The organism is Nonomuraea sp. NBC_00507 (assembly GCF_036013525.1).
Classification (GTDB): Bacteria; Actinomycetota; Actinomycetes; order Streptosporangiales; family Streptosporangiaceae; genus Nonomuraea.
On the sequence record NZ_CP107853.1, the window covers coordinates 2,423,631 to 2,439,195 of the forward strand.

Consider the following 15,565-nt stretch of genomic DNA (forward strand, 5'->3'; position numbering starts at 1 on the left):
TCCTGCCCGCCATCCTAGAAGTGGCCGTGCCCGCCGCCTGTCAGGCCGTCAGCTGCGCCGGCAGCGCCTTGTCGTGCAGGACCGTGAGCGAGGTGACCGCGCGGGTCAGGACCACGTAGAGCCGGGCCAGCCCGCGCGGCTCCGCAGCGACGATGTCCGCGGGCTCGACGACGATCACATGGTCGTACTCCAGACCCTTGGCCAGGGTCGCGGGGACCACCAGCAGACGGTGCTCCTCGGTGGAGTCGGGGTCGAGCACGGCGTGCGGGAGCTCGGCCAAGGCGCTGGAGACCTCGCCGACCAGCGTGTCGGGGGCGATGACGCCGATCGAACCCTCCTTGGCGAGGGCCTCCGCGGCGACCGCGGCGACCGAGCCGCCCCGCCGTACGGAGAGCGAGCCCAGGCCGGGGCGCAGGGACTGCGGGGCGGCCAGGTCGGGGGCGATCGAGGGGAGCAGGCGGGCCGCGTACTCGAGGACCTCCCTCGGCACGCGGAAGCCGAGCGTCAGCTCCGTCACCTCGCCCTCGCGCTGGCCCAGGTGCTCGAGCACGGACTTCCAGGAGCTCGTCGACCAGGGCGTCGTGCCCTGAGCCAGGTCGCCGAGCACGGTGGCCGAACCGTTGCGGCAGCGGCGGCCTAGCGCCCGCAGCTGCATTTCGGAGAGGTCCTGGGCCTCGTCGACCACCAGGTGGCCGATCGAGGGCGTGCGTTCCATCAGATCGCGCAGCTCGTCCAGGAGCGCGGCGTCCGCGGCCGACCATTTGGCGGACTTCCAGCTCCGGTACGGTTTCCGCCAGATAAGCATTTCTTGCTCGTCAGGCGACAAATCGGATTTAGAGGCTGCCTTTGCCAGAAATTCCGGATCCGAGAGCAGGCGATAAAGGACCTGCTCCGGCGTCAATTTCGGCCAGACCGCTTCCACGAGTTGTTTGACCGGCTTCGATCTGGCCACGGCGTCCTGCACCCGGTCGTCGGGCGATTCGCCGCGCTGCTCCATGCGGACCAGGACCAGATGGGCCAGCCGCTGCGCCAATGCCGCCCGGCCGGGGAGATAGCGGGTGGTGCCGCGCAGGGACGCCACGATCTCGCGTACCTCGTAGTCGGCCACCCGGTGGCGGTAGGCGCCCTTGGTGAAGACCAAGCCCTCCTCCGGCTTCACGATGTGCAGCCAGAGGGCGCGTTCGAGCACCGCCGCCATCCTGGCGTCGCCCTTGACCGCCGCCACCATCGGGTCCTCCGGGGCCGTGTGGTCGCCCAGCAGGCCGGCCACCGTGGTCTGGTCGACCTTGACCTCGCCCAGGGCGGGCAGCACCGAGGAGATGTAGGACAGGAACGCCCGGTTGGGGCCGACGATCATCACGCCGGACCTGGCGAGCCGCTCGCGGTGGGTGAACAGCAGGTATGCCGCCCGGTGCAGGCCCACCGCGGTCTTTCCGGTGCCCGGGGCGCCCTGCACGCACACGGTCTGGGCCAGCGTGGCGCGGACGATCTCGTCCTGGTCGGGCTGGATCGTGGCGACGATGTCGCGCATGGGGCCGGTGCGCGGGCGCTCGATCTCCTGGGTGAGGATCTTCGACGGGCCGATCTCCACGCCGTCGCCCAGCGGCTCGTCCTCGTACGCGGTGAGCGCGCCGCCGTGGTAGCCGAAGCGGCGCCGGCGTACGACGCCCATGGGGTCGGCGGGACTGGCCTGGTAGAAGGCGCGGGACACCGGCGCGCGCCAGTCGATGACCAGAGGCCTGCTGTGGCCGTCGTGCACGTGGCGGCGGCCCACGTAGATCGTGCCGGGAAGGTCATCACCAGCCTCGCGGTCGAGCCGACCGAAGAACAACGGCGTGTCCGGATGGTCGGCCAGGGCGGCCACCCGCTGGTCGAGGAGGGACTGCAGGATCTGCTGCGACACCCAGTCGCCGGCCGCGTCCGCGGACAGGGACTGGGCATGGGCCCGCATGGCGGCGAGCGCGGCCCTGGATTCGGCCAGGTGGGCCTGCTCGGCGGCCAGGACGTCGGCGGGTATGTCTGGGGCCAGCTGGTGTGCGGGCATGCGAAAGTGCCTCCCGGGTCGGTGACGGAGGTGGTTAAGGCAGCGAATCGGCCAGTTTAATAGCGCGCGCCGCAGGCTTCCAACGCATTTACCGGCCTGTGGTACTGGGGGCCGTCCGCGTTGCGCGGGTCGGTTGCCGTGAGGGTGGGATGGGTAGAGAGGGGAGGTGGCGCGGGTTCAGCTCCGGTTCTCCCCGATCATCCCCACGATCGCGAGCTTCCTCCTCGCAGCGCTGTGGGGCCTGTCGGTGTTCGCGGGCTGGGGCCTGGAGGCGTTCTGCGCGGGCGGCGAGGACTCGTCCACCTGCTCTCAGCGCCTGGGCGCGGTCTCCACGGTGTCCAGCCTGTTCGCCGCGCTCGCCGCCTGCTGTACGGCCGCCGCGTGGCTGCTCCCGTGGGCGAGGCAGGACCCGCGTGCGTTCGGGCGGATCATGGGCGCCGCCGTGGTCGCGTGGATCGTCGCGGAGGGTGTGCTGTTCCTCGGCGGGATGCTGGTCCGCTAGGCACGCCCTCGTTAACGTAACGAACGCGACAGAACCCTTTGGTGTGGAGCAATACGCGAATACCGAAAAAATCGGGCATATCAGGTGGATTTGCCGGATCATGAGGGTATGTCGCAGGCGGCGTGATAGGACGCTGGTGAGGGGGGTGGTTCGCTTGTCGACGGCCCGCGGAGTCTCGTGGACGTGACACCACGCTGAATACTCGGCCGCTCCGGCGAGCGGCCGGGTCATTCGTCACACGCCGCCGAGCACGTCGTCGGCGTCGATGATCGAGTAGGCATAGCCCTGCTCGGCCAGGAAGCGCTGCCGATGCGCCGCGAACTCCTGGTCCACCGTGTCCCTGCTGACCACGGTGTAGAACCGGGCGCCCCCGCCGTCGGCCTTGGGCCGCAGCACCCGCCCGAGCCGCTGCGCCTCCTCCTGCCGGGAGCCGAACGTCCCCGAGACCTGGATCGCGATGGCCGCCTCCGGCAGGTCGATGGAGAAGTTGGCCACCTTCGACACCACCAGCACCTGGATCTCCTTGTCGCGGAAGGCCTGGTAGAGGCGCTCGCGCTCCTTGATCCTGGTCTCGCCCTTGATGACCGGCGCGTTGAGGTGCTCGCCGAGCTCGTCGAGCTGGTCGATGTATTGTCCGATGACCAGCACCTGCTCACCCAGGTGCCGCCGCACCAGCGCCTCGGTCACGTGGGTCTTGGACGGCGTGGTGGCGCAGAAGCGGTAGCGCTCCTCCGGCTCGGCCATCGCGTACGCCAGCCGCTCCTCGTCCGTCAGCGTGACGCGGACCTCGACGCAGTCGGCGGGCGCGATCCAGCCCTGGTTTTCCATCTCCTTCCAGGGCGCGTCGTAGCGCTTGGGACCGATGAGCGAGAAGACGTCGCCCTCGCGCCCGTCCTCGCGCACCAGCGTCGCGGTCAGCCCGACCCGCCTGCGGGCCTGCAGATCGGCGGTCATGCGGAAGATCGGCGCGGGCAGCAGGTGCACCTCGTCGTAGACGACCAGGCCCCAGTCGCGCGCGTCGAACAGCTCTAGGTGGCTGTAGACGCCCTTCCGCCTGGTGGTCATCACCTGGTAGGTGGCGATGGTGACCGGGCGGATCTCCTTCTTCGAGCCGGAGTATTCGCCGATCTCGTCCTCGGTCAGCGAGGTGCGCTTGAGCAGCTCGGTCTTCCACTGGTGGGCCGAGACGGTGTTGGTGACCAGGATCAGCGTGGTGGCCTGGGCGTGGGCCATCGCGGCCGCGCCGACGATGGTCTTGCCCGCGCCGCACGGCAGCACGACCACGCCGGAGCCGCCGTGCCAGAAGGCGTCGGCCGCCTCCTGCTGGTAGGGCCGCAGCCCCCAGCCGTCCTGCACCAGCTTGATCGGGTGCGCCTCGCCGTCGACGTAGCCGGCCAGGTCTTCCGCGGGCCAGCCCAGCTTGAGCAGCGCCTGCTTGACGTTGCCGCGGTCGCTCGGGTGCACGATGACGGAGTCGGCGCCGAGCCGATCGCCCAGCATCGGCTGGATCTTCTTGGACCGCAGCACCTCCTCCAGCACGGCGCGGTCGGTGGAGGTCAGGACCAGGCCGTTGACCGGGTCCTTCTCCAGCCGCAGCCGGCCGTAGCGGGCCATGGTCTCGGCGACGTCGACGAGGAGCGCGTGCGGCACCGGGTAGCGGCTGAAGCTGATCAGCGCGTCGATGACCTGCTCGGCGTCATGGCCGGCGGCGCGGGCGTTCCACAGGGCCAGCGGGGTGACGCGGTAGGTGTGCACATGCTCGGGAGCACGCTCGAGCTCGGCGAACGGTGCGATCGCCTTGCGGCATTCGTCGGCCTTGTCGTGGTCGACCTCGAGCAGCAGCGTCTTGTCCGACTGGACGATGAGCGGGCCGTCGTTCACGGACATCCTTCCTACGGGTGACCCTTATCCAACACACACGACGGCAGGAACAGTCCCCGATCGGGCAATCAGTCGTTGAGGTATCCGCTGAGGCCGAGGAAGAGGAAGAGGGCGACCCCCAGCGCGAAGCCGAGCCCCAGCAGGACCCAGCTCCAAATCACCATGGTACGTGCGCGCTCGGGCTCACGGGACGCCCGGCTGATCGCCAGCCCGGCGAGGATCGCGCCGGGGATCCCGAAGACGTTGCAGCAGGAGACGACGGCGAGGAGGTTGAGGACGAGGGAGACGATGGCGTTGGCGCTCGGCCCCTCGCTGCGTGGGGGCGGAGGATAGCCGTATCCGTAGCCATAGCCCGGGGGAGGCTGCTCGCCGTAAGGGGCGCCATAGGGCTGATGGGGATACCCCGAAGGATCTTGCTGACTCATCTTCACCTCCAGACACGTCAACACTTATCACGGAATGGAGATGTGTCTGACCTCGCTTCGCGATCCTGCGATAGATCTTCAGGGCAGCCGGGCCCGCAGCGCCTTGCGGTCGAGCTTGAGCACGCTCGTGACCGGGATCGCCTCGACGAACCGGATCTCACGCGGGTATTTCACCCGGCCGACCCGGTCGCGGGCCCACTCGATCAGCTCCTCGGCCGTGGCCGTACCGCCCGGCCTGAGCTGAACGAACGCCACGACCTCCTCCCCGATGCGCGGCTCGGGCCGGCCGACCACCCCCGACATCACCACGTCGGGGTGCTGGTTGAGCGCGTCCTCGACGTCGCGCGGGAACACGTTGAAGCCGCCGCGGATGATCAGATCCTTCTTCCTGTCCACGATGTAGAGGTAGCCGTCGTCGTCCACGCAGCCGATGTCACCGGTCCGCAGCTCCTCGCCGACCAGCGCGGTGCCGTCGGGGTCGGGCTCGTGCTCGCCCCAGTAGCCGAGCATCAGGGACTCGCCCGACACGCAGATCTCGCCGACGTCCCCGACCTCCATGGGCTCGCCGTCGCCGTCGCGAATGGTGATCGTGTAGCCTGGCAGCGGCAGACCGACGCTGCCGATCCGGCGCCGGCCGGGCGGGTTGAACGTGGTGACGGCGCTGGTCTCGGTCAGGCCGTACCCCTCGAGAATCTGCACGCCGGGCATCCTGCGCTCGAACTCCTCCAGCAGCTCCTTGCCGAGCGGCGCGGCCCCGCAGGTGAGGTAGGACAGGTCGGGCAGCGGGTGTGACTCCAGCGGCTCGGCCAGCAGCATCTGGAGCATGGCGGGCACGACGGTGCCGTACTGGACGCGCTGCTCGGCGGCCAGCTGGAGGAACGCCTTCGGCTCGAACCAGCGCATGAGCACGGCCTGCTGCGGCTCCGTGGCGTGCATCGAGGCCACCGTGATGATCATCCCGTACGCGTGGGACAGCGGCACCGGCACGATCGCGCGGTTCTTGCCCTTCTGGTGGGACATGTCCCAGGCGTCCTTGCCGACCTGCCAGAGGCCGCGGTGGCTCAGCATGACGCCTTTCGCCTTGCCTGTGGTGCCGCCCGTGTACATGAGCGCGGCCAGGTCGCCGGGGTCCCTGCGGACCACCCCGTGCTCGGACGCCCGTTCCAGCTCGCCCGTCTCCACGTAGACGGGGAGGTCGACGCCGGCGGCCCGCACGGTCTCCTCCAGCTCAGGGGAGGTGACGATCGCCGCCGCGCCGCTGTCGAGGAGGATGTGCCGCAGCTCCTCGGCGCCGACCAGGAACACCACCGGAGTCACGACCGCGCCCGCCGCCCACAGCGCCTGGTAGATCAGCGGCACCTCGGGCGAGTTGGCCATCATCACGACCACCCGGTCGCCGGGCCTGATGCCCGCCGCCGCGAACCCGCCGCACATCCGGCGCGCCCGTTCGGCGAGCGTGTGATGGCGGTGCCAGACGCCCTCGTAGAACGTCGCGTCATGATCGTCGAAGCGGTCCCATGACTCCTCGGCCAGCTGGCCCAGCGTTTGCTCGGTCACATGCTCAACCTGATGCGACGGGGGACGCGCCGTCAACCCTCGGCCGGCTTGACTAGTCATTGTGGGCGGTGCGCGACTACGCGGTAAATAGATATAAATCTGCTTCTGCAGTCGTTCGTGTTTTCTTGTGGTCCTAGATCGTGTAAAGGTGGAAGATCTAGGGGAGAGCGAGTGGTCCTGGATGCGAGAAACGCGCAAAGTGCCTGGTCAGGCGGCATGGTAACGCAGTGCAACTCTCTCGTATAAAAAGAAGAAACTCGTTGGGTCAAGATTTTTTCTGTAGGAAATTTTCTCATTAGCACCGAGGTGACTTTCGTGACCGATACGCCTGAAGCGGGCGAGATCGACCTCGACTACATAACGCACATCTCCGACCGGTTAGGGGTGAAGGTCAGACCGGTCACCCGAGACCTGACCCGGAGGGAGGCCGACACCCTCCTGCGGTCCTACTTGGAGCCGCCCTGTTTCGCCGACGCGGTTCGCCGGCTGGCCTCGCACCACCTGCTCGTCCTGGTGGGCGAGGAGGAGACGGGCAAACGCCTAGGGGGCATCGCCCTGCTGTCACGCATGTCATTGGCCGAGGGGACGATCACGGTCCTGTCGCCGGTCGGGACCGCCGCCGAGCTCCTCTCCAGGACCGAGTACGCGCCCGGCAGGGCGTACCTGCTGCACGACTGGATCGCCGTCAGCACCGACAGGACCGAGCTGGTCAACCTGGCGCGCAAGCTGGCCGAGCTCGGCTCATACCTGGTCATCACCAGGAACGGCGCCCCCTCCCAGGCCGTCGAGGTGGAGCAGGCGTGGGGCGCGCCCGATCCCGGCGAGCTGTTCGACCTGTGCCTGAGCACGTACGACCTGCGTGCCGGGCTGGCACCCGACGTGCTCGCCCGGGCCAGGGACCGGGTGCCGACCCTGACCACGCCCGCGCAGGTCGTGCGGCTGGCCGCCGGGCTGGCGCCGGCTGAGGAGCCGGCGGCCGAAGGCGCTAGAGGCCTGCCACGCCCGTGATGCGGTGCAGGGCGAAGCGGTGGACGGCGGCCCTGGTCTCGTCGTACGCGGTCAGGTAGCCGCCCTCCATCCTGGCCGGCTCCAGGATGCGCGAGGTCGCGTTGCCCTGCGAGTCGAGGTAGCCGATCCACACGCGTACGCCCTGCTTGATGGCCTCCTGCAGGGCCGAGATGGTGGCGGTCGCGGGCCCGCGCGGCACCCGGCCGTTCGGGGCGTCCACGGGCTCGCGCCGCGCCAGGTGCGCCGCATCGCCTGCCCGCAAGGCGCGGACGGCCGCCGCGACCACCTCGAGGTCGATGCCGTTGGCCGCGGCCATGGTGCGGACCGGCGCCGCCGCCTCGGTGCGGCGGCTGTCGAGCTGCGAGATGATCACGTCGCCGTCGAGCGACTCGGCCACGGGCGCGTACCCCATCGCGCGCAGCGAGTCCACCAGCGCCGCCCGGGACGAGCGTGAGGCGATCACGGTCGGCGCGAGCCTGCGCAAGCGCAACGCCGCCGAGCGGCGGTCGGCGGTGATCTGGTCGAGCAGCGCGGGGTCGTCGCAGCGGATGTACGCGCTCGCGGTGCCCACGCGGATGCGCCCGTGCCGTCGCGCCACGTCGGTCACCAGGTAGGACAGCGCCTGCGGCACCGGCGTGGCCGAGTGCCGGGCCAGCATGGCCACCAGCTCCTCGCCCCCGTGCCCGGCGTCCAGCGCCCGCCGGATGGACCCCTCGCTGAACCGGTAGACCGTGGCCCCGCCCTTCGACTCGACGTCGGCGGTGAGCGTCATCCAGCGGTTGAGCTCGCTCGTGAGCGGCCCCGGCGCGACCGCGGTCAGGTCCGCCTGGAGCAGCACGTGATCGACGGGCTCGGGCAGCAGCGGCGCGAGCAACCCCGGGGCGTCCCCGCCCTCGATCAGCGCCCGCCCGTGCCCGGACAGCGCGCCGAGGCCGGTCACGCCGACCTGCTCGGCCTCCCGCAACGCGAACTCGATCAGCTGCTCGCGCAGCGGGCCGCGGCGGCGTGGTTGCTCCCAGGCCAGCCGTTCCAGCACGGAGTCGCGCGCGGGCGCCAGGCCCGGCGCCGCTGCCAGCACGCCCAGCGTGGCGGCCCGCACGCCGGGCGCGGACGAGCGGCGCAGGTCGGTGTGCAGGGCGTTGAGCGGCCTGTCCCGCTCGTCCCGCTCGCCCACCAATCCGGGCACCCGGTCCATCTGCAGCCATGTGGTCGCCAGCGTCACCCACCGGTCCGCGGTGCCCCTGACCCGCCACAGGTCATAGCCGGGGGTCGGCAGCCATTCGCCGTCCACCCCGCCGCCGGCCGCGACCAGCCCGGCCGCGTGCGCCACCTCGACGACCAGGGCCGCCACCCACTCGGGCAGGTCCAGCTCACTTGCCGTGCGCTTCAGGTCCCGCACGCCGAGCCCGCCGGTACGCAACACGCCCGGCGGCTCGATGCTCCACCGCTCGCAGAGCTCCTCGACCGACCTGACGAACGAGAACGCCTGCCCGGCCGCCGTCCGGTCGGCCAGCTGCCGGTCGCGTACGGCCCCCTCGAGCGGCGGCGGCACGGCCAGCAGGCCGCGGTGCACCCGCCCGCCACGCAGGTAGAGCCCGACCTCGCGAGGCAGCGTCACGCTCTCCTCGCCGGTCGCGGCCAGCAGGCCACGGGCCAGCAGCTCCTCGATGGGGGAGCGGGCCGTGTCACGGCGCACCTCGCGCCTGGCGTTGGGCACGCGGCCCGCAGGCGGGCCCCAGGTGAGCTGGTCGAGCGCCGCTCTGGCCCCGGGTGACACCTCCTCGACCAGCGCGGCAGGGACGGCCAGGGCGGCCGCCAGACGCTCCTTGCCCGAGCCCGCGGTGCCGGGGGCGACGTCGTCGGCCATCTCGTCGAGCTGCTCGGGCGGATGGTGCCGGAACGCGTCCACCGCCTTGGGGCCCAGCCCGGCCGGGTCCTCCAGGACCTTGCGCACGCCGGGGCCGAGGTCGAGCGCGTCGTCAGGACCGTAGACCAGGGCGAGGTCGCACAGCCTGTCGAGCGCGGTGGACAGGCCGGGCTCGGCGTCACCGTCCTCCAGGGCTGCGCCGACGAGCTCGCGCAGGCGTTCCTTCGGCACCGGGCCGTCCTGCACGGCCAGCGTCTCGACGACCGCGAGCGCGAAGCGGTCGAGCCGGTCGAGCGCCCTGCCGACCGCCGACGGGCTCGCCGCCCGCGACGCCAAACCTTCCAGATGAGCCGGCACCGGAGTGATCAACTCAGGGCGCGCGGAGACGAGCGCCCGCAGCTGTTCGTCGGTACGCCCCCTGATCCACTCCGTGAACTCCATCGTTGCCATGGTATGTCCCCCCTGATTGGGGCAGCATGGCTTGACGTGATAGAGCGTGCGGACCAGCTCGTGCTGAACTACGTGTCCAAGGCCGCGGACGCGGCCCACGGCGTGCTCCGGGCCGACCAGCGGCTGGACTTCGCCCGGCGGCTGCGGGCCAGGATCGAGGCCGAGCGGGCCGGTAGCCAGAACGCCCGCGAGGTGGCGAAGGTGCTGGCCAGGTTCGGCGATCCGGTGGCGCTGGTCGAGCGCGAGGCCCGCAGGCTGGCCGAGGCCGCCGCCGAGCAGGCCGGGGCTGCCGGAGCGGGCAGTGCTTCCGATACCGGTCAGCGCGGCGCCGAGGGGTCGTCGGCCACGCGGCGTTTCCCCACGATCGTCGACGACCGGGACACGCCGCCCGGCGTGCGGGCGTACCGGAGGGTCGCCGAGGAGCGGCTCGCCGGATCGCCCGGGAGGGGCCTGCCGTTCGCGGGGCTGCGACGGGCGGCCATGGCGAGCGCGAACCCGATGGCCACCGGTGGCAGGGACGCCAGGACGATCGTCAAAGAACACCCGCGCGAGACGGCCTCGATGGTGATCCTGGTGGTGGCGGCGTTGCTGGTGCCGTTCGACCTGCCGCTGCTGGCGATCTTCCCGATCCCGCTGGTGGTATGGGCGGGCGGCGCGGTGGTGGTGCTCTTCAGTGGGAGCTGGGCGCCGCTTGACCGGTTCCTCGGGGTGGGCGCGCCGCTGCTCGGCTACTCGGTCGGCGGGGTGCTCATCGGCGGCCTGCGCGTGGGGAGCGAGCCGGGACTGAACGCGTTCCTGACGCAGTTCTGGGCGGTGAGCGGCACCATGTTCATGATCGGTACGGGCATCGGCGTGGTGTGGCTGGCCTACCGGCTGCTCGACGTCAGCTGACCGGTGCCGGGCTCGGGAGCAGACCGACCGCCAGGCGTACCCAGGCCGCCACGAACTGGTCCTTTTCCGCATGGCCGGGGAGCTCGCCCACGGTCTCCTGGAACAACCGGTAATGCACGACGGCGCCGCCGAGCACCGCCGAGATGCCCGTCCAGTCGAGTTTGGCGTCGCGGTATTCGGGCTGCGCGCGGAACCAGGTGACGATCGCGTCGAACATGGGCTGCAGCAGCCCCTCGCGGACGACGGCCACCAGCTCGGGGAACTGGCTCAGGTCGCGGAAGAACACCCGGGTCAGCTCCGACTCCTCGCGTACTTTGGCCAGCCCGGCCCGGCAGAGCAGCGACAGGCGCTCTTCCAGATCCACGGAGGCTTCCATGCCGCTCAGCTCGGCGAGGCTCTCGGCCACCTGCGTCCTGGTGCGGGCGGCGTGCTCGTTGATCGCCGCGGCGAGCACCTCGTACTTGGACTTGAAGTGGCGGTAGAGGCCACCGGCGCCAGGAGACAGCCCTGAGGCGGCCTCGATCTCGGCCACGGAAGTGGCGGAGTAGCCCCGCTCGGCGAACAGCCGCAGGGACTCATCGATGATCCGCTCACGGGTAGATCTGGTCATGTCTATCCTGATACCTCCGCATCGAGAGTAGTCGTTACGGAGCTGCGCGCCGGATCAGGCTCGCCAGGGCGGAGCCGATGATCAACCAGACGATCGCGGCGAGTCCGTAATTGACGAGCGTCGTCCAGCGTGGCTCGGCGAGCTGGAACAGGTTGGCCAGGCCCAGGGACAGCGATGCGGCGAGCGACTCGACGAACTGGTACCAGACGTTGGCGGGGTTGGCCCGGAAGACCGTGAACAGCGCGTACAGCACGAGGGAGAGCGCCGCCACCCTGGAGGCCAGCCGCACCAGGGTGGCCAGGGACGACACGACACGCTGCCATGGGGTGACCGGTGACCCGAGGGGTCTCGCCGGCCTGTGCGGGCGGGCGGGAGCGGAGGAGGCGACGAGGCGATCTCCGGTCTGCGGCGGTTTGGGGGTGTCGGTCACGACCGCTCCTCTCCGATAAGTAATTCCTTTCTTCCCATTCCAACGGTCCCACAACAAGGGGCGTTATGCGGAGGAGAAGAGGGTTTGGCATCCTGCACCTGTGACGACTTCGGTGGGATTCGACCTGGACATGACATTGGCCGATACGCGGACGGGCATCGCGGCGGCTTTCGACGAGCTCTCCGTGCGGTTGGGGGTGCCGATCGACAGCGCGGCCGTCGTCTCGCGGCTGGGGCCGCCGCTGGAGGTCGAGCTGGCCAACTGGCTGCCGGCTGAGGAGGTCGCCGCGGCGGCGGACCTGTATCGGGAGATCTATCCGGAAATGGGGGTTCCGGTCCACACCGCCATGGCGGGGGCGTACGACGCGATCGCCGCCGTGCGCGCGGCCGGCGGCCGGGTCATCGTGGTGACCGGTAAGAACCCGCGGGACGCCGTCGGCACGGTCGAGATGCTCGGCCTGGTCGTGGACGAGGTGGTCGGCTCGCTTTTCGGCGCGGACAAGGGATCGGCGCTCGCGCGGTTCGGCGCGGCGGCTTATGTTGGTGACCATGTCGCGGACATCGAGGCGGCGCGCGCGGGCGGCGCCGTGAGCGTGGCCGTCGCGACCGGTCCCTACACCGTGGGAGAGCTGCGTGAGTACGGAGCCGATGTGGCCCTGTCTGACCTGACCGAATTCGCCACGTGGTACACCGGTTGGTCCCAGCGCGACGAACTCCGGTAATTCACCGGCCTTTATGCGCTCGCTCCAGCGCTCATCGGGGCATAACCTACATCCATCCAGCTTTTCGACTGTTTGAACGAGGTCCTCCTGTGCCGAGTGGCAAGGTCAAGTGGTACGACGCCGACAAGGGTTTCGGCTTCCTCACCCGCGACGACGGCGGTGAGGTCTTCGTGCATTCCTCCGCGCTGCCCACCGGCGCAGGCCCGCTCAAGCCCGGCCAAAAGGTCGAGTTCGGGGTGGCCGAGGGCCGCCGCGGCCAGCAGGCGCTCTCCGTCAGGATCCTGGAGCAGCCGCCGACCCTGGCCAAGCCCAAGCCCAAGGCCAAGCGGAAGAAGCCGGACGAGATGGTCGTCATCGTCGAGGACCTGATCAAGCTGCTCGATGAGATCTCGACCTCGTATCAGCGAGGCAAGCATCCGGACGCGGCGCACGCCAAGAAGATCGCGCAGGTGCTGAGGGCCGTCGCCGACGACCTCGACGCGTAAGGGCCGAACCGAGGCCGCGGGTGGGTCACCGGCCGCGGCCTGACCGCGAGTTGCTCAGCCGAAGGGGTTGGTCAGCGGTTTGGTCGAGTCCAGCGTGTCGCCTCGCCGCTGATCGTGGTCATCCGTCTCCGCCGGTCGCGGGTCGTGGTCATGCGGCTGGGGCCACCGCGGGTCCTGCTCATCCGTCTCGGCCTCGGCCCGCTGCCTGGCCAGCTTGGCCTTGGTGGCGCGTACCCGCTTCCTCCTGGCGATCAGCAGCCAGCCGAGTGCGGCGGTCAGCGCGACGGCCAGAGTGATCAGCCCGGCCAGGCTGCTCTGGGCCAGCGAGAGCACCAGCCCGACCAGGCCGCCGAACACCCAGGCGAGCTGAAGCACCGCCTCGACCACGCCGAACGTGGACGAGCGCACCTCCTCGCCGATCTCCCGCTGCACGATCGCGTCGAGCGCGAGCTTGCCCAATTCCTGTGCGAACGCCGTGACGAAGGAGATCGCCAGCGCGGCCCACAGCCCGAAGAAGATCGCGGTCACGATGGTCGTCGCGACGGTCACGGCCAGCGTGACCAGCACGATCAGCTGAGGGGCGTGGTTACGCGTCCAGTTGGCCACGGCCGCGCCCACCAGGCCGCCCAGCCCGGCCGCCGCCGCCAGCAGCGCGATCGTCTTGGGGATGTCGAAGAACGGATCCTGCGCCCACGCCTGGTTCACCGCCAGCCACGGCACCGCCTTGTCCTGCACCAGGAACAGCAGGAAGAACAGCAGGAAGCCGGAGAAGACGCGGATGGCCACGTTCGCCCAGACCGCTTCGGCGACCGCGGGGCCGACGTTGAACAGGGTGCGCCAGCGGGACGGCTGGGCCCCCTCTTCCTCCAGGTCAGGGGAGTCGACGTGGCGCGGCAGGCGTACGGCGACGACGCCGAGCAGCAGGAAGGCCACCATCGCGATGCGCAGCACCGCCGCGCTGCCCAGCCACGCGGTCATGCCCGCCCCGATGGGCACCGCGGCCCCCGCCGCGACCAGCGTGAACAGCGCCACCCGCGCGTTCGCCGACACCAGCGTGATGTCGGCGGGCAGCACGTTCGGCATGATCGCTGCCCGTGACACGTTGTACGCCTTCGACAACACCAGCACGCCCAGCGCGCCGATGAACAACGTCGGCAGGTCACCGGGACCGACCGCGGCGGCCATCGCGAAGCACAGCAGGCCCCGCCCGAACAACGTGCCCGCCATCACATAACGCCGCCCCGACCTGAACCTGTCGAGTATCGGCCCCACGAACGGCGCCAGCAGCGCGAACGGCAACATCGTGATGACCAGGTAGAGCGCGACCGAGCCGCGGGCCTCGCCGACGGGCACGCCGAAGAACACCGTGCTCGCCAGCGCCACCGTCACCAGCGCGTCACTGGCGCTGTTGCCGGCCGACAGCTCGATCAGCCGGCCGAGCCCGGTGCGGCCCGCGCCGTTGGCGTAGGTGAGCCGGCGCGTCGCTTTGCCGACTTTTTGCGCACCCTTGGCAGTGGCCTTGCCGGCCCGCGCGGTGCCGCTGGCCGTGGCTTTTCCGGCGCGCGCGGTCACGCGACCCGCGTCGGCGACTCCACGCCCTACGCGTCGCGTGATCTGACGAGCCCGCTCCCAGCCACCCTCCACGCCTACAAGTCTTACCCGATTAGTCCACCGAGTCGGCGGAGGATCCCCCGTTGTGTGCCCGTCCAGGTCCGGTCATGGGTGAGAATGAAGTGTGAGCGAACAGCACCTTTCGCCGGAGGCGGCCCAATGAGCCGCACCAGGGCCCGCGTCTCCGCTCCCGACGAGGCCTGTGCGGCCGCGGTCGACTTGGCGCGCGCCGCGGCTGAGGAGCTCGCGCGCCCGGGCCGGCCCGGCGAGCACCTCGGCTTCGAGAGCGAGGGCGACCGGATCGTCACCCACTATTTCGCCTGCCTCGACCGGGCTTATCACGGTTGGCGCTGGGCCGTCACGGTCACGCGTGCCTCGCGCGCCAAGAAGGTCACGGTGAGCGAGGTCGTTCTGCTGCCCGGCTCGGGAGCGCTGCTCGCCCCCGAATGGCTGCCGTGGAGCGAGCGCCTGCGTCCCGGCGACCTCGGCGTGGGTGACCTGCTGCCGACCCCGGAAGACGACGACAGACTCGCGCCCGGTTTCACCGAAGCCGGCGGCGACGCCGACCACCAGGCGGTTTTCGAGTACGGCCTGGGCCGAGCCCGTGTGCTCTCGGCCATTGGCAAGGACCGGGCAGCCAGACGCTGGCACTCGGGCGAGCACGGGCCGCACACACCGATCGCACACGCCGCTCCCGCGCAGTGCTCCACCTGCGGGTTTTACTGGCTGCTCGCGGGTTCGCTGCGGCAGATGTTCGGGGTCTGCACCAATGAGTACGCGCCGGACGACGGCAAGGTGGTCGCCGCCGACCACGGCTGCGGCGCCCATTCCGAGGCCGCGGTCCTGCCGCCGCCTGTGGAGCAGGCCATCCCGATCCTTGACGACCTGGGATATGACCTGATGGAGGAGGAGGAAGCGGCGGGTTCGGTCGACGAGTCGGCCTCCGAGGAGCTCGGCCACTCCTGACCCGCCCACTGCACCCATGGCCCGGACCGCCTCGGCCCACCTCCGATCGGCGGCTCACCTCCGGTCGGCGGTTCGCCTTCGGCCGGTGGTCCGCCTTCCATCGGCGGTCCGCCTTCG

General features: G+C 70.4%; 14 protein-coding genes. 6 read left to right on the forward strand and 8 right to left on the reverse strand.

Features of this window, described 5'->3' with window-relative positions:
• Positions 1-40: 40 nt before the first annotated feature.
• The gene (locus OHA25_RS12300; protein WP_327587679.1) at positions 41-2,044 is read right to left on the reverse strand and encodes a HelD family protein; all 2,004 of its coding nucleotides are present in this window, start codon (positions 2,042-2,044) and stop codon (positions 41-43) included.
• A gap of 166 nt (positions 2,045-2,210) precedes the next feature.
• On the opposite strand from OHA25_RS12300, the gene OHA25_RS12305 reads away from it, so the two are divergent.
• Entirely contained in the window at positions 2,211-2,546 is a 336-nt protein-coding gene (locus tag OHA25_RS12305) for a hypothetical protein (protein WP_327587680.1), read from the forward strand.
• Positions 2,547-2,780: 234 nt separating this feature from the next.
• On the opposite strand, the gene OHA25_RS12310 is transcribed toward OHA25_RS12305, so the two are convergent.
• The 3 genes from OHA25_RS12310 to OHA25_RS12320 all read right to left on the reverse strand — a co-directional run bounded on the left by OHA25_RS12310 (position 2,781) and on the right by OHA25_RS12320 (position 6,409).
• Complete coding sequence (locus OHA25_RS12310) at positions 2,781-4,433, reverse strand: DNA repair helicase XPB (RefSeq protein ID WP_327587681.1); 1,653 nt, start codon at positions 4,431-4,433, stop codon at positions 2,781-2,783.
• A 62-nt stretch (positions 4,434-4,495) separates the two neighbouring features.
• On the reverse strand, positions 4,496-4,852 hold the full coding sequence (locus tag OHA25_RS12315; protein WP_327587682.1) for a DUF4190 domain-containing protein: 357 nt from the start codon (positions 4,850-4,852) through the stop codon (positions 4,496-4,498).
• Between the two features lie 78 nt (positions 4,853-4,930).
• Entirely contained in the window at positions 4,931-6,409 is a 1,479-nt protein-coding gene (locus OHA25_RS12320) for a class I adenylate-forming enzyme family protein (protein ID WP_327587683.1), read from the reverse strand.
• Between the two features lie 315 nt (positions 6,410-6,724).
• Here OHA25_RS12320 and OHA25_RS12325 point away from each other — a divergent pair, with 315 nt between their 5' ends.
• Positions 6,725-7,417 carry a hypothetical protein gene (locus OHA25_RS12325; RefSeq protein ID WP_327587684.1) on the forward strand — a complete coding sequence of 231 codons (693 nt, stop codon included), beginning with the start codon at positions 6,725-6,727 and terminating at the stop codon, positions 7,415-7,417.
• Here the strand turns inward: OHA25_RS12325 and OHA25_RS12330 are convergent.
• Positions 7,395-9,725, reverse strand: coding sequence for a helicase C-terminal domain-containing protein (locus tag OHA25_RS12330; RefSeq protein ID WP_327587685.1), 2,331 nt, complete (start codon positions 9,723-9,725; stop codon positions 7,395-7,397). The genes OHA25_RS12325 and OHA25_RS12330 overlap by 23 nt on opposite strands.
• 45 nt (positions 9,726-9,770) lie before the next feature.
• Here OHA25_RS12330 and OHA25_RS12335 point away from each other — a divergent pair, with 45 nt between their 5' ends.
• The gene (locus OHA25_RS12335; RefSeq protein WP_327587686.1) at positions 9,771-10,625 is read left to right on the forward strand and encodes a hypothetical protein; all 855 of its coding nucleotides are present in this window, start codon (positions 9,771-9,773) and stop codon (positions 10,623-10,625) included.
• Here the strand turns inward: OHA25_RS12335 and OHA25_RS12340 are convergent.
• Entirely contained in the window at positions 10,618-11,235 is a 618-nt protein-coding gene (locus OHA25_RS12340) for a TetR/AcrR family transcriptional regulator (protein WP_305919670.1), read from the reverse strand. The genes OHA25_RS12335 and OHA25_RS12340 overlap by 8 nt on opposite strands.
• 34 nt (positions 11,236-11,269) lie before the next feature.
• Positions 11,270-11,665, reverse strand: a complete 396-nt coding sequence (locus OHA25_RS12345) for a hypothetical protein (protein ID WP_327587687.1) — start codon at positions 11,663-11,665, stop codon at positions 11,270-11,272.
• Between the two features lie 100 nt (positions 11,666-11,765).
• Between OHA25_RS12345 and OHA25_RS12350 the strand changes: the two genes are divergently transcribed.
• Both OHA25_RS12350 and OHA25_RS12355 read left to right on the forward strand, forming a co-directional pair.
• A complete protein-coding gene (locus tag OHA25_RS12350) occupies positions 11,766-12,386 on the forward strand; it encodes an HAD family hydrolase (protein ID WP_327587688.1) in 621 nt (206 codons plus the stop codon).
• Positions 12,387-12,475: 89 nt separating this feature from the next.
• A complete protein-coding gene (locus tag OHA25_RS12355) occupies positions 12,476-12,871 on the forward strand; it encodes a cold-shock protein (protein WP_305919667.1) in 396 nt (131 codons plus the stop codon).
• A gap of 54 nt (positions 12,872-12,925) precedes the next feature.
• Here OHA25_RS12355 and OHA25_RS12360 read toward each other — a convergent pair whose 3' ends face one another.
• On the reverse strand, positions 12,926-14,443 hold the full coding sequence (locus OHA25_RS12360; RefSeq protein WP_327587689.1) for an MFS transporter: 1,518 nt from the start codon (positions 14,441-14,443) through the stop codon (positions 12,926-12,928).
• 198 nt (positions 14,444-14,641) lie between these two features.
• Between OHA25_RS12360 and OHA25_RS12365 the strand changes: the two genes are divergently transcribed.
• On the forward strand, positions 14,642-15,448 hold the full coding sequence (locus OHA25_RS12365; RefSeq protein WP_327587690.1) for a DUF3027 domain-containing protein: 807 nt from the start codon (positions 14,642-14,644) through the stop codon (positions 15,446-15,448).
• The last annotated feature ends 117 nt before the right edge of the window (positions 15,449-15,565 follow it).